Origin of the sequence: Sphingomonas sp. PvP018, assembly GCF_017876865.1 — a bacterium.
Lineage (GTDB): Bacteria > Pseudomonadota > Alphaproteobacteria > Sphingomonadales > Sphingomonadaceae > Sphingomonas > Sphingomonas aerolata.
Window position 1 is genome coordinate 2,228,678 of sequence record NZ_JAGIOU010000001.1, and the last position, 19,882, is coordinate 2,248,559.

General features: G+C 68.1%; 23 protein-coding genes. 15 read left to right on the top strand and 8 right to left on the bottom strand.

From position 1 onward, the window contains the following. Positions 1-9: 9 nt before the first annotated feature. The 7 genes from J3A66_RS09730 to J3A66_RS09760 are packed head-to-tail and all read right to left on the bottom strand — an operon-like array spanning position 10 to position 5,051. On the bottom strand, positions 10-705 hold the full coding sequence (locus J3A66_RS09730; protein ID WP_159512016.1) for a flagellar basal body L-ring protein FlgH: 696 nt from the start codon (positions 703-705) through the stop codon (positions 10-12). 14 nt (positions 706-719) lie between these two features. After that, complete coding sequence (gene flgG, locus J3A66_RS09735) at positions 720-1,508, bottom strand: flagellar basal-body rod protein FlgG (protein WP_031394684.1); 789 nt, start codon at positions 1,506-1,508, stop codon at positions 720-722. A 14-nt stretch (positions 1,509-1,522) separates the two neighbouring features. After that, complete coding sequence (locus J3A66_RS09740) at positions 1,523-2,275, bottom strand: flagellar basal body rod protein FlgF (protein ID WP_031394683.1); 753 nt, start codon at positions 2,273-2,275, stop codon at positions 1,523-1,525. 26 nt (positions 2,276-2,301) lie between these two features. Then, positions 2,302-3,573 carry a flagellar hook protein FlgE gene (locus tag J3A66_RS09745; RefSeq protein ID WP_056672988.1) on the bottom strand — a complete coding sequence of 424 codons (1,272 nt, stop codon included), beginning with the start codon at positions 3,571-3,573 and terminating at the stop codon, positions 2,302-2,304. Between the two features lie 36 nt (positions 3,574-3,609). Continuing rightward, a complete protein-coding gene (locus J3A66_RS09750) occupies positions 3,610-4,290 on the bottom strand; it encodes a flagellar hook capping FlgD N-terminal domain-containing protein (protein ID WP_031394681.1) in 681 nt (226 codons plus the stop codon). A 2-nt stretch (positions 4,291-4,292) separates the two neighbouring features. Further along, complete coding sequence (flgC, locus tag J3A66_RS09755) at positions 4,293-4,703, bottom strand: flagellar basal body rod protein FlgC (protein ID WP_031394680.1); 411 nt, start codon at positions 4,701-4,703, stop codon at positions 4,293-4,295. 3 nt (positions 4,704-4,706) lie between these two features. Beyond that, complete coding sequence (locus J3A66_RS09760; protein WP_031440256.1) at positions 4,707-5,051, bottom strand: flagellar basal body protein; 345 nt, start codon at positions 5,049-5,051, stop codon at positions 4,707-4,709. A gap of 272 nt (positions 5,052-5,323) precedes the next feature. Here J3A66_RS09760 and J3A66_RS09765 point away from each other — a divergent pair, with 272 nt between their 5' ends. From J3A66_RS09765 to J3A66_RS09800, 8 genes are all read left to right on the top strand, one after another. Continuing rightward, complete coding sequence (locus J3A66_RS09765; protein ID WP_209568518.1) at positions 5,324-5,974, top strand: MotA/TolQ/ExbB proton channel family protein; 651 nt, start codon at positions 5,324-5,326, stop codon at positions 5,972-5,974. Continuing rightward, entirely contained in the window at positions 5,971-6,567 is a 597-nt protein-coding gene (locus tag J3A66_RS09770; RefSeq protein WP_209568520.1) for a flagellar motor protein MotB, read from the top strand. The genes J3A66_RS09765 and J3A66_RS09770 overlap by 4 nt, the downstream gene beginning before the upstream one ends. Beyond that, entirely contained in the window at positions 6,564-7,085 is a 522-nt protein-coding gene (locus J3A66_RS09775; protein ID WP_320481756.1) for a flagella basal body P-ring formation protein FlgA, read from the top strand. Before J3A66_RS09770 ends, J3A66_RS09775 begins: the two co-directional genes overlap by 4 nt. Before the next feature lie 66 nt (positions 7,086-7,151). Continuing rightward, on the top strand, positions 7,152-7,466 hold the full coding sequence (gene flgM, locus J3A66_RS09780; protein ID WP_209568521.1) for a flagellar biosynthesis anti-sigma factor FlgM: 315 nt from the start codon (positions 7,152-7,154) through the stop codon (positions 7,464-7,466). Next, on the top strand, positions 7,453-7,770 hold the full coding sequence (locus J3A66_RS09785; RefSeq protein WP_031394268.1) for a hypothetical protein: 318 nt from the start codon (positions 7,453-7,455) through the stop codon (positions 7,768-7,770). Before flgM ends, J3A66_RS09785 begins: the two co-directional genes overlap by 14 nt. 70 nt (positions 7,771-7,840) lie before the next feature. After that, the gene (locus tag J3A66_RS09790) at positions 7,841-8,707 is read left to right on the top strand and encodes a lytic transglycosylase domain-containing protein (protein ID WP_166746670.1); all 867 of its coding nucleotides are present in this window, start codon (positions 7,841-7,843) and stop codon (positions 8,705-8,707) included. A gap of 4 nt (positions 8,708-8,711) precedes the next feature. Next, positions 8,712-10,772, top strand: a complete 2,061-nt coding sequence (flhA, locus tag J3A66_RS09795; RefSeq protein ID WP_056672994.1) for a flagellar biosynthesis protein FlhA — start codon at positions 8,712-8,714, stop codon at positions 10,770-10,772. Beyond that, a complete protein-coding gene (locus J3A66_RS09800) occupies positions 10,769-11,548 on the top strand; it encodes a FliA/WhiG family RNA polymerase sigma factor (protein ID WP_209568523.1) in 780 nt (259 codons plus the stop codon). Before flhA ends, J3A66_RS09800 begins: the two co-directional genes overlap by 4 nt. Before the next feature lie 304 nt (positions 11,549-11,852). Here the strand turns inward: J3A66_RS09800 and J3A66_RS09805 are convergent, their stop codons facing one another. Then, the gene (locus J3A66_RS09805) at positions 11,853-12,704 is read right to left on the bottom strand and encodes a flagellin (protein WP_209568525.1); all 852 of its coding nucleotides are present in this window, start codon (positions 12,702-12,704) and stop codon (positions 11,853-11,855) included. 243 nt (positions 12,705-12,947) lie between these two features. Between J3A66_RS09805 and J3A66_RS09810 the strand changes: the two genes are divergently transcribed. Genes J3A66_RS09810 through J3A66_RS09840 form a run of 7 tightly spaced genes read left to right on the top strand, consistent with a single transcriptional unit; the run spans position 12,948 to position 19,854 of the window. Next, positions 12,948-14,264 (top strand): sigma 54-interacting transcriptional regulator, encoded by a 1,317-nt coding sequence (locus tag J3A66_RS09810; RefSeq protein ID WP_209568527.1) that lies wholly within the window; start codon positions 12,948-12,950, stop codon positions 14,262-14,264. Beyond that, positions 14,261-14,623 carry a flagellar hook-basal body complex protein FliE gene (gene fliE, locus J3A66_RS09815; protein WP_056409658.1) on the top strand — a complete coding sequence of 121 codons (363 nt, stop codon included), beginning with the start codon at positions 14,261-14,263 and terminating at the stop codon, positions 14,621-14,623. The genes J3A66_RS09810 and fliE overlap by 4 nt, the downstream gene beginning before the upstream one ends. Before the next feature lie 4 nt (positions 14,624-14,627). Continuing rightward, entirely contained in the window at positions 14,628-16,319 is a 1,692-nt protein-coding gene (fliF, locus tag J3A66_RS09820) for a flagellar basal-body MS-ring/collar protein FliF (RefSeq protein ID WP_107931237.1), read from the top strand. Next, on the top strand, positions 16,319-17,323 hold the full coding sequence (gene fliG, locus J3A66_RS09825; RefSeq protein ID WP_031394705.1) for a flagellar motor switch protein FliG: 1,005 nt from the start codon (positions 16,319-16,321) through the stop codon (positions 17,321-17,323). Before fliF ends, fliG begins: the two co-directional genes overlap by 1 nt. Next, entirely contained in the window at positions 17,316-18,110 is a 795-nt protein-coding gene (locus tag J3A66_RS09830) for a FliH/SctL family protein (RefSeq protein WP_209568529.1), read from the top strand. The genes fliG and J3A66_RS09830 overlap by 8 nt, the downstream gene beginning before the upstream one ends. Next, positions 18,111-19,436 (top strand): FliI/YscN family ATPase, encoded by a 1,326-nt coding sequence (locus J3A66_RS09835; RefSeq protein ID WP_209568531.1) that lies wholly within the window; start codon positions 18,111-18,113, stop codon positions 19,434-19,436. After that, a complete protein-coding gene (locus J3A66_RS09840; RefSeq protein ID WP_244180474.1) occupies positions 19,429-19,854 on the top strand; it encodes a hypothetical protein in 426 nt (141 codons plus the stop codon). The genes J3A66_RS09835 and J3A66_RS09840 overlap by 8 nt, the downstream gene beginning before the upstream one ends. Positions 19,855-19,882: the final 28 nt, after the last annotated feature.

Genomic DNA, 19,882 nt, shown 5'->3' on the forward strand with positions numbered 1-19,882 from the left:
GTCACGGCCTCAAAAAGGGCTGACGACGGAGAAGAAGCGGCTGAGCCACCCCTGGCGGCCGGCGCGGGCGACGTCGCCCTTGCCGGTGTACGAGATCTGCGCATCGGCGACCCGCGTCGACAGCACGCGGTTGTCGCGGTCGACATCGGCGGTGCGCACCAGCCCCTTGATCTTGAGGAACTCGTCGCCGCGGTTGAGCGTCACGCGCTTCTGCCCCTGCACGAGCATCGTGCCGTTGGGATAGACTTCGGCGACCGTCACGCTGACTTCGCCCGACAGCGAGTTCGCCTGGTCGGCGGCACCCGCGCCGTTGAAGTTGCGCCCGCCGCTGATCGTCGCATCGGCGCGGTTGAACAGGTTCAGTGCGCCCGTCGTCGGCGGGGTGATGCTCGCCGAGCCGCTGCTGTCGAGCTTCGAGCCCGAGGATTTCGACGCGGCGGTGCGCTCGACCAGCACGATCGTCAGTGGGTCACCGACTTTCCGCGCCCGCCAGCCCTCGTACAGCGCGGCATAGCCGTCCTGCGCCTGGAAGATCGATCCGGTCGCGGGCGACGCCACCGGCACGGGCAGCGGCCGTGCGACGGTGAAGTCCTCGGGCGGCGCTTTCTTGCCGAACAGCCTGGCCTGCGCCGACAGCGGCGCGAGCGTGCCGGCGACAATCGCGAGGAGCGCGATCGGCGCGCGCGTGGGGATCGGAAATGCCATGATGCGCCCTGCGATCAGATGTTCTGGTTGACGTATTTCAGCATGTCGTCGGTCGCCGAGATCATCTTCGAATTGACCTCATACGCACGCTGCGTCTCGATCATGTCGACCAGCTCCTCGACGACGTTGACGTTCGACGCCTCGAGCATCCCCTGCCGCACGCGACCGCGGCCGTCCTGCCCGGCAACGCCCAGATTGGCGGCGCCCGACGCGGCGGTCTCGACGAGGTAATTGTCGCCGGTTGCCTGGAGCCCGGCACCATTGGCGAAGCTTGCGACCTGGATCTGGCCGATCTGCTGCGCTTCCGACTGGCCGGGGATCGTCGCCGAAACGGTACCGTCCTGGCCGATCGTGATGTTGGTCGTCCCCTCGGGCACGGTGATGCCGGGCATCACCTGATAACCCTCGCTGGTCACCATCAGCCCCTCGGGGCTGCGCGAGAAATTGCCCGCGCGGGTGTAGCCGAGCGTGCCGCCGGGCATCTGCACCTGAAAATAGCCGTCGCCGTCGAGCGCGAGGTCGAGGCTGTTGCCCGTCGTCTGCATCGATCCCTGCGTATCGATCCGCGCAGTGCCCTGGATCCGGACGCCGGTGCCGAGGTTGAGCCCGGTCGCGTATTTCGTCTCCGACGTCGACTGCGCGCCCGGCGCGGTCACGACCTGGTACGCCAGCGTCTCGAACGCGGCGCGGTCCTTCTTGAACCCCGTCGTGTTCACGTTGGCGAGATTGTTCGAAATGACCCGCATGCGCGTATCCTGGGCGTCGAGCCCGGTACGCGCGATATGCATGGCGGAACTGCTCATGGCCTAATCCTTCCTTAGCTCGGCAGGCGCATCAGCGATGCACCGCTTTCATCCATGTCCTTGGCGGACTTCAGCATGTTGGCCTGGACCTCGTAGCTGCGCTGATTCTCGATCATGTCGACCAGCGCCTGCGTCATGTTGACGTTCGATCCCTCGATCGCCCCGCCCTGCACCTTCGCATCGAGATCCTCGGGCAGCACGCCGCCACCACGCACACGCAACAGATTGTCGAGCCCCTTGACCGTGTCCGACCCCTTGGTGTCGGCCAGCTTCAGCTTGTCGATCACCTGCGGCGCATTCGCATCACCACCCTGCGGCACGATCGAGATCGTCCCGTCGCCCGCGATCGAAAGCGTGTCATAGGGTGGGATCGTGATCGGCCCGCCCGATCCCATCACCGGAAAACCATCACCGGTCTGGAGCACGCCCGACGGCGCGATCTCCAGGTCGCCGCGCCGCGTATAGGCTTCGGAGCCGTCCGACGCCTGGACCGCGAGCCATGCGGTCGCGCCGGTGACCGCGACGTCGAGCGGCCGGCCCGTGGTCTGGATCGCCCCCGGCGCGCGGTCGGCGTCGGTCACTTCCTCCGACGTCGGCGCGCGCGCCTCGAACTGCTGGCCACCACCCTTCAGGTCGATCCGGTCGAACACCACGCGATCGGCGCGGAATCCGGTGGTCGACGCGTTCGCCATGTTGTTGGCGATCGCCGACTGCGCCGCCATGTGCGCGCGCAGTCCCGTCGCCGCGGTGTAGACCAGCTTGTCCATTCAGGGTTCTCCGTCCGCGCCCTGGATCAGCTGCGGATGTTGAAGATGGTCTGCGAGATCTGGCTTGCGGTATCCAAGGCCTTCGAGTTCGCCTGGAAGTTGCGCTGTGCCGCGATCAGCGAGACGAGCTCTTCGGTGATGTCGACGTTCGACCGCTCGATCGTCCCCGACATCAGCTTGCCGAAGCCGTTGACGTCGGCGATGCCGAGCTTCGCCTCGCCCGAGATGCCGGTCGCCGACCAGTAGCTGCTGCCGAGCTGGCGCAGACCCTCGGGGTTCGAGAAGTTGGCGAGCATCACCTGGCCGAGCGCCTGCGTGTCGCCGTTCGAGAAGCTCGCCTTGACGATGCCGGACTCGTCGATCGTCACGCCCTGGATCTGGCCGACCGCCTTGCCGTCCTGCGCGCGCGCGGCGACGTTGAACGCCGATGCCAACTGCGTGGTGTCGAGCCCGAAGGTGAAGCCGAACTGCTGCGTCGTGCTGCTGCCTGCAGTGGTGAACGGGTCGAACGCGACCGCAGTGGTCGGCGCGGTCAGCTTGCCGGTGGTGTCGAAGTCCAGCTTGACGCTTGCCGCACCGTTGGTGGTCATCGGCTTGTCGCCGACATAGCTGAACACTTCCCAGCTGCTCGTATTGCCGTTGGCGGCATCGGGCGTCGTCGTGCGCTTGAAATAATTGGTCAGCGTCTGCGCGTTGCCGCTCGCATCATAGATCGTCGTCTGCGCCGACTGGTTGTAGCTGGTCGGGTCGAACCGGTCGAACGTCGTCGTCGACGGGATCGCGGCATTGGCACTGAGGTTCAGCGACATCGACACGTTCGCGGTCGGAACGGCCTTGCCGCTGGTGGCGGGAAGCTGGAGGCTGACCGCGGAATCGAGCCCCGATGCGACGACCTTGCCCGAACCGTCGACCGGATAGACCTGCAAATGGCTGCCGTTCGAATCGACCACATAGCGATCGGCATCGACCAGGAAGCCGCCATTGCGCGTGTAGTTGACGTTGAGCGACGTCGTGCTCGGCTTCACCACGAAGAAGCCGTCGCCCGACACGGCGAGATCGAGCGCGTTGGCCGACTGGATGAGGTTGCCCTGGCTGAACTGCTGCCGATTGCCCTGCACCACGGTGCCCGACCCGATCTGCTGCGCCGGGTTCAGCGACACGCTCGACGCGATCACGTCGGCGAATTCGGTACGGCTCTTCTTGAAACCGTTGGTCGAGACGTTCGCGAGGTTGTGCGAGATCGTCGACATTTCGGTCTGCGAGGCCTGGAGGCCGGAAAGCGAGGTATAGAAGGACATCGGGTTACTCCTGGAATTCTGGCAAGCAGCGGGCGATCAGCCGATCTGGCGAACCGCGGTGACGGGGACCTCACCGAGGCCCGGTAGCGTGAGGATGGCGGCACCGGTCGTCGTCGAAACCGACTGGACCGGCGCCCAGACAAGGTTCTGTGATGCAACGGTCGTGCCATTATTCTGGGCGTTGACGATGACCTTGAACGGCCCCGTCCCGGCATCCTCGCCGGTCGCCGTCTTGCCGTCCCAGTCGTAGTTCACGGTGCCCTTGTCGGCGCTGCCGAGCGACATGGTCTTCAGCACGCCGCCATTGGCATCGGTGATCGTGACGTTGACGTTGCTCGCCGCGGCGCCGAGCTCGATCCCGCCGGCCAGTCCGCCGCTGGTCCGACCATAGGCCGTGTCGCCCGCGGTCAGCACGGTCTTGCCGACATAGGCCATCGCATCGCTGGCGCTGGTCACGTTCAGCTTGTCGGCGATCGACTTCATCGTCGTGCTCATCTCGGAAATACCGGCGAGGCTCGAGAACTGCGCCATCTGTGCGACCATCTGGGTGTTGTCGACCGGGTTGAACGGATCCTGGTTCTGCATCTGCGCGGTCATCAGCTTCAGGAAGTCGGACTGATTGAGCGTCGTCGAATTGGATGCCGTGGTCGTCGTCGCGGCGGTCGTCGCGCGCGTGATGCCGAGGTTCGAAAGCGTCGAGTCGAAGGAACTTGCCATGATCAGCGGCCTAGCTTGAGGGTATCGATGATCAGCGACTTCGCAGTCTGCATCACCTCGACGTTGTTCTGGTAGCTGCGCGCGGTCTCCATCATGTCGACCAGCTCGCGCGTTTCATCGACCGCCGCCTCGAAGATGTTGCCATCCTTGTCGGCCATCGGATTGTTCGGGTCATAGCGCTTGGCGGGGGCCTCGCCGGCGGTGACGACCTTCTCGACATCGACCGTCGACATGCCGCTGGCGGCGTCGAAGCTGGTGCGGAACACCGGCTTCATCGTCTTGTACGCAGCCTCCGCGGAGCCGGCGACACCGCCCGCATTGGCGAGGTTCGACGCGGTGGTGTTCATCCGCAACAGCTGCGCGGACATCGCGCGGCCCGCGACCTGGAAAATCGTCATCGGCGCATTGGCCATCGCTTAGTCCCCCTTCAGCGCGCGGGTGACCTGGCTGATCCGCCCGTTCAGGAACGACAGCGTGGTCTGGTACTGCACCGCATTCTCGGCGAACGCGGTCTGTTCCTGGTTCAGCTCGACGGTGTTGCCGTCCATCGAGGTCTGCGTCGGCACGCGATACTTGGTCGCCGCGTCGATCCCGCCCGCGCCATCCGTCTCGAGCGACGCGAGCGCCGACTTGAAGTCGATGTCGCGCGCCTTGAAGCCGGGGGTCGAGGCATTGGCGATGTTCGATGCGAGCACCCCCATGCGCTGCGATCGCACCTCGAGGGCCGCACCATGAACGCCGAACAGCGAATCCCCTGACACTGGACCGAACTCCCGCGCTGAATTGCGCAAGCCTTCCAAAGCAATGCCCGTGCCAATTCGCGCTCGCCGACCGGATGATGCCGCTTTGCCGCCCGGCGGCAAGCGCGCGGCAACCCGGCCGGCAACGCCTTGCCGCTCCGGCAGAGGTGGCGGCAATCGTTCCGGCAGGCGTGGTGCCGACCCGTCGCGCAGCCGGCAAACCACAGGCCCGCGCGAGTCCCGCTCACCGGGAGATCGCGAACTGGCCCGGCCCTTGCAAAGACTTGCGGGACATGATCACGCTCGCCCATCTGCTCGACCCTGCTGCCCTCGCCATCGTCGGCGGCGGCACGATCCTCGGCGTCGCCTTGCGGACACCGCTGCGCGATCTGGTCCGCGCGATCGCGGCGCTGAAGACGCTCGGCCGCGCCCGGCTCGACGGCGATGCGCTGCTCCAGCAGATCGTCGCGCTCGGTCGTATCGCTCAACGCCACGGCGCGATGGCGCTCGACCGCACGGTCATCGCCGATCCCGACATCGCCGCCGGTATCGCGGCGATCGTCGACGGCGCGACCGCCAGCGACGTGGCGTTGCTGATCCGGCATCGCCGCCACGCGCGGATCGAACGCCACGTCGCCGCCGCCGAGGTCTGGGCAGGCGCCGCCGAACTCGCGCCCGCGATGGGCATGGTCGGCACGCTGATCGGGCTCGCGCAAATGTTCGCGACGATGAGCGATCCGACCGCGATTGGCGGCGCGATGGCGATCGCGCTGCTCGCGACGCTCTATGGCGCGCTGCTCGCCAACCTCGTCTTCATGCCGGTCGCCAACCGCCTGCGCGCGCAAGGCCGCAACGAGGCGTTCGAACGTGCCCGGATCGAGGCACCGCTGGTCGCGCTCGCCGCGCGCGAGGCCCCGCGCGCACCGTTGATGAGCGTCGCATGACGGTCGGTGATTATCCCGAACCGCAGCCCGGGCGTCCGCTCTGGCTGATCACGCTCGCCGACCTCGCCTTGCTGCTCGTCGGCTTCTTCGTACTCCTGCAGGCGACGCAGACCGCCAGCGACCGTCCGCTCGCGCCCCGAGCACTGGCAGCCGGGTTGCGCGAGGGTTTCGGCGCCTCCGTCACGCCAACCGTCGACACAGCGCGGCCGAAACTGCCTGTACCCGGCGGTCCACTTGCTGCTGCCCAACCCACGGCCCTGCCCGTTGCCGCTGCCGGGATGCTCGACTTCGCGGTCGGTTCGGCTGTGCTGCCGACGTCACCCGATACGCTGGCGACATGGGCGCGCGACGCGGTGCAGGACCCGCGCGTCCAGCTGACCGTCACCGGATCGGTCGACGGCTCGCCCGGCGATGTCGACCCCGTCACGCACAGCGCGGCGATCCTCGCCTCGGACCGTGCCCGCGCCGTCGCGGCCGCGATCGCCCATGTCGCCCCCGGCCGCGTGACGCTCGCGACCTCGCCGACCACCGGCCGCCGCGCCGCCATCGTCACCCAAGCCTTTGTCGGCGAACCGCCAAGGACCCCCTCATGATGCTCGCCCTGTTGATGATCGCTGCCGGTGCGCCGTCCGCCGGCTTCCAGGATATCGCCGCGCTCGATCGCGCGGTCTCGGCATTCACCGGCCGGCCGATCGGTGCCGAGGGTGGTGCGCGGACGACGGTCGATTCGCGGTTGCGGCTCGCGACGTGCCCGACCGTCGCGATGTCGTGGCGGACCGAGGCGCATGACGCGGTGGTCGTCGCCTGTGCCGGCCCCGCCTGGCGCATCTTCGTCCCCGTCATCCGCCCGGCCTCGGCCCCCGGCGCGACGCCCGCCACCACCCGTGCGGCCTATGCCCCGGTCGTGAAGGCCGCCCCCGTCATCCGCCGCGGCGATCCGATCGTGATCGAGGCGGGCACCGACGGCTTTTCGATCAGTCGCGAGGGCGTCGCGCTGGCCGATGCCGCCCCCGGCGCACGCTTCATGGTCAAGGTCGACGACACCCGCACGCCGGTCCAGGCGATCGCGGTCGCCAGCGGCCGCGCGACCCTGCCCGGCTGGACGAATTAATTTTGTTAAAGCTTTTCGCACGTCGGCCGTTTCTCCCTCTGTCAGCAAGAACCAGAGGGTGCAGACATGGTGGAATCGATCGGCTCGAAGCCGTTGACGGGAGGCGAGCGCAGCATCGCGCGCATCGCCGCGACAACGCCTGTTCAGCCATCCGCCCAGCCTCTGGCGCAGGCGCCCGACCGTGCGGTCGAGGCCGAACCTTCGGCAACCTCGTCGATCGCGCTCGCGCGGACGATGGCCGCCGCCGCCCCGATCAACGAAGCGCGCGTGGCCGCGGTCAAGAAGGCGGTCGCCAACGGCACCTTCCCGATCCTGCCCGCGACGATCGCCGACCGGCTCCTCGCCTTCAAACTGGAATGGGCACCGCATGACCCGGCGTGACGCCCTGGTGCGCGTGATCGACGCGCTGCATGCCGAGATCGCGGCGCTGAAATCCAACGATGTCGCCGGGCTGGAACGCGCGACCACGCAAAAGCTCGACGGCATCAACGCCGTGGCGACGCTCGGCACCGGCCCTGCCGGTCCCGAACTGCGCGAGCTGGCGGACGAGGCGAACCGCCTCAACGAAACCTGCCGCATCTATACCAACCTGATGGCGGCAAATGTCCGCCGCCGCCTGCAAACCTTGACCGGCGAGGGCGGCATTGCCGGCTATCGCCCGCGCATGGGTGCGGCCTACGCCTGATCCGCGCAGCCGGACAAGATCTGGCACGCCCCTTGCTGTAGTGTCCTGAAACAGGGACATTACTCGCGGGATGACCGTCAATCCTATCACTACCGGCCGGATCCAGTCCGCGATCGCGCTTGCGAGCAGCAAGACGGGCGTGGATTTCGACTATCTGCTCGGCCAGGCGAAGCTCGAAAGCGGGCTTAACGCCAACGCCAAGGCGGGAACGTCGAGCGCGTCGGGTCTGTACCAGTTCATCGAACAGAGCTGGCTCGCGGTCGTCAAGAAGCACGGCGCGGAGCACGGCCTGGGCTGGGCGGCCGACAGCATCGGCCAGTCGTCGGGCGGGCATCTGGGCGTCGCGGATGCCGGCACGCGTCAGGCGATCCTCGCGCTGCGCAACGATCCCGCCGCCGCCTCGATGATGGCGGCCGAACATGCATCGGACAACAAGGACGCGCTCGAGGGCAAGCTCGGCCGCACCGCGACCGGCACCGATCTGTACATGGCGCATTTCCTGGGGCTCGGCGGCGCGTCGAAGTTCCTGACGACGATGCAGGCCAATCCCGACGCGAGCGGCGCCGCGCTGTTTCCTTCCGCCGCGCGCGCCAATCGCGGCGTCTTCTACGAGTCCAACGGTACGCCGCGCTCGCTGTCGGCAATCTACGAGCGATTCTCGACGAAGCTCGGCGCCGCCGCCGCGGGCGCGACCGGTTCGGCCACGACCGGCTCGGTCCAGTTCGCCGCACAGGCGCTCGACATGGACGGCAGCACGGTCGTCACCGGCAACAATGAAAGCGCCGAGGACGCGCTCGCCTGGGCAACGTCGACGATGGGCCGGTTCGGCACCCGGAACGCCGGCTTCAATGCGGGCCAGACCTCGGCGAGCCTGCTCCGCCCGACGCCCGACACCGCGCGGCTCGCCTATCTGATGCTCGCGAAGATGGGGGGCTGAACCCATGAACCGCCTGCTCTCCAACGCCCGTGCATCGGTCCTGCCGCTCGCGATCCTGATGCTTGTGCTCGTCATGGTCGTGCCGATCCCGGCATTCATGCTCGATATCTTCTTCGTCGCGAACATCGCGATCAGCCTTGCCGTGCTGATGGTCGCCCTGAACGCGCAGAAGCCGCTCGACTTCTCCGCCTTCCCGACCGTGCTGCTGTTTGCCACGCTGTTCCGCCTCGGCCTGAACGTCGCCTCGACGCGTATCGTGCTCGTCCACGGCCATGAGGGCGAGAGCGCGGCGGGTCACGTCATCGAGGCGTTCGGCACCTTCCTGATCGGCGGCGATTACGTCGTCGGCATCTTCGTCTTCGCGATCCTGATGATCATCAACATGATCGTCGTCACCAAGGGCGCCGGCCGCGTCTCCGAAGTCAGCGCGCGCTTCACGCTCGACGCGCTGCCCGGCAAGCAGATGGCGATCGACGCCGACCTGAACGCCGGCCTGATCACCCCCGACGAGGCGAAGGCGCGCCGTATCGAGGTGTCGACCGAGGCCGATTTCTACGGCTCGATGGATGGCTCGTCGAAGTTCGTGAAGGGCGACGCGGTCGCGGCGATGCTGATCCTCGCCGCCAACATCATCGGCGGCCTGATCCTCGGCCCGGTCAGCCACGGCATGTCGATCGCGGATGCCGCGCACAATTACATCCTGCTCGCGATCGGCGACGCGCTCGTCGCACAGCTGCCCTCGCTGATGCTGTCGATCGCCGCGGCGTCGATCGTCACGCGCGTCACCTCGGACAAGGATCTCGCCGGCCAGATCGGCGGCCAGTTCGGATCCCCGCGCACTTGGACGCCGGTCGCGGTCATCCTCGCGCTGCTCGGCGTCCTGCCCGGCATGCCGCACATGGTTATCCTGCCCGCCGCCGCGATCGCCGGGTTCGCAGCCTGGAAGCTGCGCCAGATCGAGCGTCGCCCCGCCCCCGTCGTCATCGCCCCCGTCGAGGCGATCGACCAGTCGAAGATCGGCTGGGACGAGGTCACCGACGGCATGCAGGTGAATCTCGACATCGGCTACGGCCTCGTGCCGCTGGTCGACGACCGCCGCGGATCGCCGCTGATGGGCCGCATCACCGGCGTCCGTCGCCAGCTGTCGAAGGAGCTGGGCTTTGTCGTGCCGCAGGTCCGCGTCCGCGACGACATCAACCTTGCTCCCTATGTCTACCGCATCATCGTCAACGGCGTCGTCGTCGGCGAGGACACCGTGTCGCCCGACGACATGCTCGCGCTCGACACCGGTCAGGCGTTCGGCTCGCTGATCGGCAAGACCACCAAGGATCCGACCTTCGGGCTCGACGCGACCTGGATCTCGACCGCGGACGCGGATGCGGCGACCGGCGCGGGCTATCTCGTCGTCGATCCCGGCACCGTGGTCGCGACGCATCTCAATCACCTGCTCGGCCAGACTGCGTCCGATCTGCTCGGCCCCGACGAGGTCCAGGCGCTGCTCGACGGGCTGAAGGAGCGCGCGGCGCAACTCGTCACCGCGCTCGCGCCGATCCCGATCACGACGCTGACCCAGGTTCTCAAGGGCCTGCTCGCCGAGAACATTCCCCTCAAGGAGTTCCGCAGCATCGCCGCCGCGATCGCGGTCGCAGCCCAGCGCAGCCAGGATGCCGAGGAGATCATCGAACTGATCCGCCCGCGTCTCGGCGCGCTGATCATCCAGAAGCTGTGCGGGATGCGCGAGCCGCTCCGCGTGATGACGCTCGAGGGGCATCTCGAGGGGCTGCTCGGCCAGGCGATGCGCGCCGACCAGTCGCGCCGCCACGTCATCGAACCCGATCTCGGCCGCCGCATCGTCGAGGCGTTGCAGAATGCCGCGCAGCCGCTGATCGCCGAGGCCAAGCCGTTCGCACTCGTCGTCCAGCCCGCGATCCGCCTCGCGATCCGCAAGCTGGTCCGCACCTGCCTGCCCGACACCCCGGTGATGTCGTTCTTCGAAGTGCCCGAGGACAAGGCGGTCGAGGTCGTTGCGGTCATCGGCGCACCGCAGCAGGCACTGGCCGCATGAGCGCCGAACCGATGACCGCGGCGTTCGACAAGGCCCGCCCCGCGCGCGCCGGCGAAATTCCGACGGGGCCCCTCACCTATCGTCCCCAGCAACGCCCCGGCGGTGACCCCGACCAGCTCGTCAAACAGCATCTCGCCATGGTCCGCCGGATCGCGTGGCACGTGCATGGCAGCATGAGCAGCATCGTCGAGGTCGAGGATCTGGTGCAGGTCGGCCTCGTCGCGCTGGTCGAGGCGGCGGCCGGGTTCGAGGAGCGCGGCACGCCGTTCAAGGCCTATGTCGCGACCCGCCTGCGCGGCGCGATGATCGACGAACTGCGGCGCCAGGCGACGACGACGCGCGGTGCGATGCGCCGCCGCCGGCAATATGCCGACGCCATTTCCACGCTCACCGCCCAGACGGGCAAGGCCCCCGGAGACGCCATGATCGCCCAGCATATCGGCGTCAGCATCGACAAGCTGCGCAGCGACTATGTGACCGCGGATGCGATCCGGTTCGATTCGATCGACGAGGTCTATGCCGACGACATGCCATGGTTCGCCGACGACTCCCCCGACGCGTTCGAACAGCTCGCCGACAGCGACCTGCGCGGTGCACTGATCGCGGCGATCACCGCGCTGCCGGAACGCGAGGCGCAGGTGATCCAGCTCTATTATGTCGAGGAAATGAACCTCGAGGAGATCGGCGCGGTCTTCGACATCGGCGCCGCCCGCGTCTGCCAGATCAAGGCGTCCGCGCACGCGAAACTGAAACGCGCGCTCGCCCGCAAGGTCTGACCACGATCCTGTTCCTCCCCCGCCAGGGGGAGGTGGTAGGCGCAGCCTGACGGAGGGGGCGGAAAGGGAAAACCTCGGTTGCGCGTCCTCCCCCTCCGTCGCCTTTGGCGCCACCTCCCCCTGGCGGGGGAGGATGATCCTGATCCGAAGGCCCGACGCCTGGAGCGAGCCAACCCGCGGCCAGCGCACACGCAAAGAACCCCGGCGGCCAGCGAGCCACCGGGGTTCTTTGCGTCCCGTCGCCGGGGACGATCCGACTGGCGCCGGCACCCGATCGGGGGCCGGTGCCGGCGCCGGGATCGGATTACTGAAGCAGCTTCAGCACGCCCTGCTGGCTCTGGTTCGCCTGGCTCAGCATCGCGGTCGACGCCTGGCTGAGGATCTGCGCCTTGGCGAGCGCCTGAGTCTCGGCCGAGAAGTCAGCGTCCTCGATGCGGCTCTTGGCGTCCGACAGATTGGTCGAGTTCGAGGTCATCGTGTTGACCGCCGACTGCAAGCGGCTCTGTGATGCACCGAGCGTCGCACGCGCGATCGAAACCGACTTGAGTGCTTCGTCAACGTTTGTCAGAGTCGCCGAGGCGGCGGTAATCGAGTCAGCTGCGGTGGCGCCTTTGACGTTAAACCCTGTATCTGTAAAATCGGTCGCATCGACCTGAGGCTTCGTGATCACGACCGTGTCGCTTGCGTTCGCACCAACCTGGATCGTAAAGTTGTCCGCTGCTGCGCTTGGCGTTGCGGTGTTATTGAAAAGCTTGGTGCCGTTGAATTCGGTAGCAGTTAGCACCGAATTGATCTGGGTGGTCAGCTCGCTAACTTCTGCCTGGATGTTCGTGCGGTCGTCCTGCGAATAGGTGCCGCTCTTGGCCTGCACTGCCAGCTCGCGAACGCGCTGAAGCATGTTGCTGACTTCGCCGAGTGCGCCTTCGGCCGTCTGCGCCAGAGCAATACCGTCATTAGCGTTGCGGATGCCCTGGTTCATGCCCTTGATCTGCGCAGTCATCGACGATGCGATCGCAAGACCTGCTGCGTCGTCCTTGGCCGAGTTGATGCGCTTGCCGGTCGAGAGGCGTTCCATCGCGGTCGACAGAGCAGCGTTGGCATTGGTCGACGCCGTCGCGGCGCGCAGCGACGAGATGTTGGTCCCGATAACAGTCATGATCAAACTCCTTCATGCCGGCTACCCCGCCGCCCCCGTGGCGAAGGACCGAGCCGTCAGGATGGGTAACGGCCGGCCTGCGCCGGGCTTTAGGGAAAAAAATCCGCCCCTCGCGCACCGGCGTGGCGCGCTCCCGTACACGCGCGTGCGAACGCGCCCGGAAATAGTTTGCCGCGACGCGGCACGATTTAACCGCGCCTTTACTCTCGAGGCCGCATTCCCGAATCGTCACAGGGGGACTTCATGCGCTCGATCTTTCCATCCGCTGCCGTCACGGCGCGCAAATATGCGCTCGTCTCGTCCCTGCGTGCGCAGGGCTTCGGGATCGGATCGCTCGACACCGCACAGCCGGGCGCGAACGACCTGTTCCTCGTCGCCGAGGGCGAGCCCGTCGCCTACCCCGCGCGCACCGTCGTGATCGGTTCGGAAGGCCGCAGCGTCACCCCGTCGCGCAACGGCGCGCCCGCGCGGATCGGCTTTGCCGCCGAGGATACCGCGGTCGGCAACGGCTTTGCCCGCGCGCTGATCGGCGGGCCCGACATGCCGACCGCCGCCGACCCCGAATCGCTCGCGCTGCTCGCACTCTCCGAGCGCGTCGCCGCCGCCGACATCACCGTGCTGATCAACGGTCCGACCGGCACCGGCAAGGAAGTGCTGGCCCGCGCGATCCACAATGGTTCGCCGCGCAAGACCGGCCCGTTCATCGCAATCAACTGCGCAGCACTCCCCGAATCGATGCTTGAGGCGATGCTGTTCGGCCACCAGAAGGGCGCGTTCACCGGCGCGTCATCGGGCGGTGAGGGCTTTTTCCGCGCCGCCAACGGCGGCACGATCCTGCTCGACGAGATTGCCGAGATGCCGCTGACGCTTCAAGCCAAGCTGCTCCGCGTGCTCCAGGAGCGCGAGGTCGTCCCGCTCGGCGCGACCGTGCCGCAGCCGATCGACGTCCGCGTCATCGCCTGCGCCAATCGCGACCTGCAGGGCGAGGTCGCCGCCGGCCGGTTCCGCGCCGATCTCTATTACCGGCTCGCGGTGTTCCCGCTGACCACCAAGTCGCTCGCCGAGCGGCCGCAGGATATCCCTGCGCTCGCCGCGACGATGATCCTGCGTCATGCCGGCAACCGCAACGTCATTCCCTGGCCGTCGCGCGCGGCGATCGAGGCGCTGATGCTGCACGACTGGCCGGGCAATGTCCGCGAGCTCGAGAACGTGATCCAGCGCGCGCTGCTGTTCTGCGGCGGCGACACGATCGAGGCGAGCCATATCCTGTTCGATCGCCCGGTGACGATGACCTTCGCCGCGCGCCCCGCGCCGGTCGTCGCGCCCATCGCCGAACCGCTCGTGCCCGTTGCCGAGACGCCCGCCGAAACGCCGACCGACACGCTGGGTACCATCGTCCAGATGAGCGAGTTCGCCGCGATCCGCGAGACGCTGAAAGCATGCGGCGGCAGCCGGATCGAGACCGCGCGCCGGCTCGGCATTTCGGAACGCACGCTGCGCTACCGCCTCGCCAAGGCGCGCGAACAGGGTGAGGACTTCGCCCGGGTGATGTCGGCATGAGCGGCGTCAGCGGAATCGGCGGCGGCGCAATGAGCGTCGACCGCGTCATGGCGCTGCGCTCGCAGATTCTCGAGCGCAACCAGGCGCTCGCGCGTGCCAGCCAGACCGGCCCGATGGTCGCGCCGACCGAGACGAAACCCGTCAGCTTCGGCGACACGATGGAAACCGCGCTGAAGAGCGTGAACGAGGGCCAGACCCAGGCCGCCAAGCTCAGCGAAAGCTATGAGCGCGGCGAGACCGTCGACATCGCCAAAGTGATGCTCGCGCGCCAGCAGGCGTCGGTCGGGTTCGAGGCGACGCTGCAGGTCCGCAACAAACTCCTGTCCGCCTACAAGGACATCATGAGCATGCCGGTGTAATGATATGAGCACTGCCCTCATCCCCGCTTCGTCGGCCAATGGCCTCCCCGAGAAATTCGCTAACCCGCTCAAACAGATAAAGTCCGCCTTCGCGCAGCCCGCGGTACGCCGCTCGCTGCCGATGGTGCTGATGATCGGCCTGATCGCCGCCGCCGCGCTCGCGTGGATGACGCTGTCCTCGCCGACGCAAAAGACGCTGTTCACCAACCTGCCCGATGCCGACAAGGCCGCGGTCACCTCCGCGCTGACGACGGCGAACATCAAGAGCCGGATCGACGATTCGACGGGTTCGCTGACGGTCGCCGAGGAGGATTACTCGCGCGCGCGGATGCTGCTCGCCGGCCAGGGCCTGCCCAAGGCGGCACCCGGTGGTTACGCGATCCTCGACCAGCTGCCGATGGGCGTCAGCCGCGCGGTGGAAGGCGAACGCCTGCGCCAGGCACGCGAATCCGAGCTCGCCCGGTCGATCGAGGAGATCGACGCGGTCGCCGAGGCGCGCGTGCATCTCGCGACGCCCGAAGCCTCGGTGTTCGTCCGCGACAATGCCGCGCCCTCGGCCTCGGTGATCCTGAAGCTGCAGGGTGGCCGGTCGCTGAGCGACGCACAGGTCGCCTCGATCATCAACCTCGTCGCATCGTCGGTACCCGGCATGAAACCCGATTCGGTGACGATCGTCGACCAGATGGGCGCGCTGCTGACCAAGCCCGGCGGCGTCGACGGCGTCGGTGCGGCGGGCGACAAGCGGATCGAGATCCAGCGTCGCGTCGAGGACAAATACCGCACCCAGCTGATCCAGCTGCTGACCCCGCTGGTGGGGGCCGGCAACTTCACCGCCGAGGTCCAGGCCGACGTCAATCTCGACGAGACCCAGGCGACGCGCGAAAGCTATGACAAGCAGGGCGTGCTGCGCGCCGAGACGGGCAACTGGACCGGCAACCAGAAGGACGGCGCCGCGACACCGGGCGGCATCCCCGGCGCGCTCAGCAACACGCCGCCCGCGGCCAGCACGCTCCAGGCACCGCAGCCCGCGACCGGCAATCCCGGCATGCCGCAGCCCGTCGCCGGTGGCCCCGCCCCCGACGCGATGAAGCAGTCCGACCAGTATCAGCGCGCCTATGACCTGGGCCGCGAAGTGTCGGTGACCCGCGCCACCCCGGGCAGCGTCAAGCGTCTGTCGGTCGCGGTGCTGCTCCGCGATCCCGACAAGACGCGCCGCACCGCGATGGAGATCAACCAGATCACCGACCTGGTGAAGAGCGCGGTCGGCTTCGATCAGACGCGCAACGACAATGTGACGGTGATCAGCCGCAAGTTCGCCGGCGCCGATGCCGCCGCCGATACCGGCCCCGCCTGGTACGACAATGCGTGGCTGCCGGTACTCGCGCGCAACGGCACCGCGATCGTCATCGCGCTGCTCGTCCTGCTCCTCGGCGTTCGCCCGATCGCCAAGGCGCTGATGAAGAAGCGCGAGGACGCGACGCCGCGGCCCGCCTTCGGCCAGACGATCGAAGGCGCCGAGGGCGAGGATGCCGAGGCCCTGACCGGTCCGGTCGTCATCCCCCCGGTCAGCCTCGACCAGCTCGAAAGCTCACGCGGCTATGACGAGCGGGTCGGCGCGGTCCGCGGCTTCACCCGCGACAATCCGACCCGCGCCGCGCTCGCCGTGCGCGACATGATCAAGGCGGACGCACGCTGATGGAGGGCTTGCGCACCTATACCGGCGTGGAACGTGCCGCCGTGCTGATGATGCTGGTGGGCGAGGACGAAGCCGCCGCGATCCTTCAGAAGCTCGACCCGGAAGAGGTCCGTCAGCTTGGCGCGGCGATGTTCAAGGTCGCCGATGTCTCCGAGCAGGAGGTCGAGACGGTGCTCGACGATTTCGTCGACCGCGCACGCGAGCGCACGACGATCGGCTTCGACCCCCGTCCCAAGATCGAGGCGGTGATGAACCGCGCGCTCGGCCGTGAAAAGGCTGAGAGCGTGCTCGCGCGGATCACCCCGGCCGAGGCGGCATGCGAACTCGAACTGCTCGACTGGCTCGATGCGAGCGAGATCGCCGCGATGATCGAGAAGGAGCATCCGCAGATCGCCGCGGTGCTGATCGCCAATCTCGACGCGTCGGTCGGCGGCCAGGTGCTCGAACTGATGCCCGATGCGGTCCAGCCCGATATCCTCCACCGCATTGCGCGGCTCGGGCCGATCACGCCCGAGGCGGTCGACACGCTGCGCACGTTGCTTGCCAATCGCACCGGGACCGGATCGAGCGGCCAGGGCGTGACGCTGGGCGGCACCCGCGAGGCGGCCAAGATCCTGTCCGGCGCGCGCAAGGCAACCGAACAGCGCGTCATGCCCAAATTGTTCAAGATCGACCGCGACGTCGCCAAGGCGATCGAGGAGGCGATGTTCGTGTTCGACAACCTGCTCGAGCTCGACGACAAGAATCTGGGCACGCTGATCCGCAACGTCGATGGCGAGATCCTCACCAAGGCGCTCAAGGGCGTCGACGAGGCGGTGCGCAACCGCTTCCTCGGCTGCATGTCGGCGCGCGCCGCCGACGGCATTCGCGACGAGATGGAGTCGCGCGGACCGATGCGGCTCGCCGAGGTGCTCGAGGCGCAGAAGGCGATGATCGCGACCGCACGCGGGCTTGCCAAGGATGGCACGATCATGATGGGCGGAGGCGAGGACGATTATGTCTAAGTTTGTCGGGGCATCCGGTTTCGTCGCGGGTTTCGCCGCGCGCCACGACACCGCGGCGCAGCTGCTCGCGCACGCCTTCGCGCCGCCGATGGGCTTTGCCGCTGCCGATATCCGCGATCGTGTCGCCGCCGCACCGCGCCGGCCGACCGGGTTCGCGCCGCAGGGCGCCGCACCCACACCGACGCCCACCCCGAGCGCGCCGGCCACTGGGCCAAAGCATTTCAGTCCTGCCGACAAGGACAGCAATCCGACCGAGGGCTGGGATCCGCTCGATCCCGCCAGCGAGACCGAGAGTTTTCTTGATCCGCTCGCCGCCGCGCATGCCGCGGGCTATGCCGAGGGCCTCGCCGCCGCAGCCGCGGTGGCACAGGGGAATGCCGCGCGCGACCAGGCGCTGCTCGCCTCGCTCGCCGCCGCGCTCGCCACCGACCGGCTCGACCGCGACCGGGTCGCGACGCAGCTTCGTCAGACCGTCCTGCTGCTGGTCGGCAAGCTGGTCGGCGAGATCGGCATCTCGCCAGACCTGCTCGCCGGACGGATCGAATCCGCGACCGAACTGCTCGCCGATTCCGCCGAGGCCGCGTTGCTGCGCCTGCATCCCGACGACGTCGCGCTGATCGAAGGCACGCTGCCCAAGTCGATCTTTGCCGCCGGCGACCCCAATGTCGCCCGCGGCAGCTTCGTGCTCGAAAGCGCGTCGACGATCGTCGAGGACGGCCCCGCCATGTGGCTCGACCAGCTCGCCAGCGCGATCGACCGCGTCGCGGTGCCCGCGAAAGCCGCCTGAGTGCTGAACCGCTTCACCGCCGACTATCTCGAAACGCTCGGCAACGCCGATTTCGTCGCGGCCCCCAGGGTGTCGGGCCGGCTCGCCTCGTTCGACGGCCTGCTGATGGAGGCGGTCGGGCTGACCTTGCCCGTCGGCACCGTGTGCAAGGTCGGTGAGGGCAGCGCGAGCGTCGAGGCGGAGGTGATCGGCTTCCGCAACGGGCGTACGCTGATGATGAATCTCGGTGGTCCCGCCGCGCTCCTGCCGCGCGCGCCGGTCAAGCCGATCGGCCCTCCGGGCGAGGCCGAGGTCGGCGCCGCACTGCTCGGTCGCGTCGTCGACGGGGCGGGCAAGCCGATCGACGGCCTCGGTCCGATCCGCGGGGCCGGCCGCTGGCCGCTTGCGGGCAAGCTCCAGTCGCCGCTCGACCGTGGCCGCGTGCTTCAGCCGATGGACGTGGGGGTGCGCGCGATCAACGGCCTGCTGACGATCGGCCAGGGTCAGCGCGTCGGCATCATGGCGGGGTCGGGCGTCGGCAAGTCGGTGCTGCTCGGCATGATCGTCCGCGCCGCACAGGCCGACGTGATCGTCATCGGGCTGATCGGCGAACGCAGCCGCGAGGTCGCCGATTTCCTCGAGACCAAGGTCGCCGGTGCCGCCCGCGCGCGCTCGGTCGTCGTCGCGGTGCCCGCCAACCACTCGCCCGTCCTCCGCATCCGCGGCGCGCTGCGCGCCACCGCGATCGCCGAAGGGTTTCGCGACGAGGGCAAGAAGGTCCTGCTGATCATGGATTCGCTGACCCGCGTCGCGCATGCCGGCCGCGAGATCGGCCTCGCGCTCGGCGAACCCGCCTCCGCACGGGGCTATCCGCCGTCCGCCATCGCGATGCTGCCGAACCTGATCGAGCGCGCGGGCGTCGACGTCCATACCGGCGGGTCGATCACCGCGATCTATACCGTGCTGGCGGACGGCGATGACGGCAACGACCCGGTCGTCGATTCGGCGCGCTCGATCCTCGACGGGCATATCGTGCTGAGCCGCCAGCTCGCCGAGCGCGGCGTCTATCCCGCGATCGACATCGGCCCCTCGGTCAGCCGCGTCATGACCGACATCGCCGACGCGCCGCATGTCCGGGCCGCGCGCGTGCTGCGCCGCAATCTGGCGACCTATGAGGAGAATCGCGACCTCGTGCTGATGGGCGCCTATCGTGCGGGTGCCGACCCGGCGATCGACAATGCGATCGCCTGCCACGGCGCGATCATGGAGTATATCCGCCAGGATTCGGACGAGAAGGTGTCGCTGGGCGATGCCGTTGCCGAGCTGGTCGGTGTCTTCGGTGGCTGACGCCCGCGCCAAGACGCTGGCACGGATCCACCGCGTCCGGACCTTGCAGCTCGGCCTGACCCGCGCCGACGAAGCCCGCGCGCACGACAAGGCCGCGAGCGAACAGGCACTGTCCACCCGGATTTCCGGCCTGGCCGCCGCCGTCGCTCCCGTGGAACAGACCGCGGTCGCGGTCTCGCTGGGGGCGTCGGCGCATTACCGCGAACGCCTGCAACAGTCCGCCGACGCCGCGGTCGAGCGCGTCCGGTCGGCGGAATATCAGGTCGCGCGCGCCACCGACGCGACCCGCGCCGCACAGCGCGACCAGAGCGCGGTCGAAAAGCTCATCGCGCGCGCACAGGCCGATGCGGTCATCCGGGAGCTGCGCGCGCTCGAGGAGACACCGGCCTTCAGGAAAATCCGGCACGATCCTTGCTGAGTACGGGCTGACACCGCCCTATTCGAGA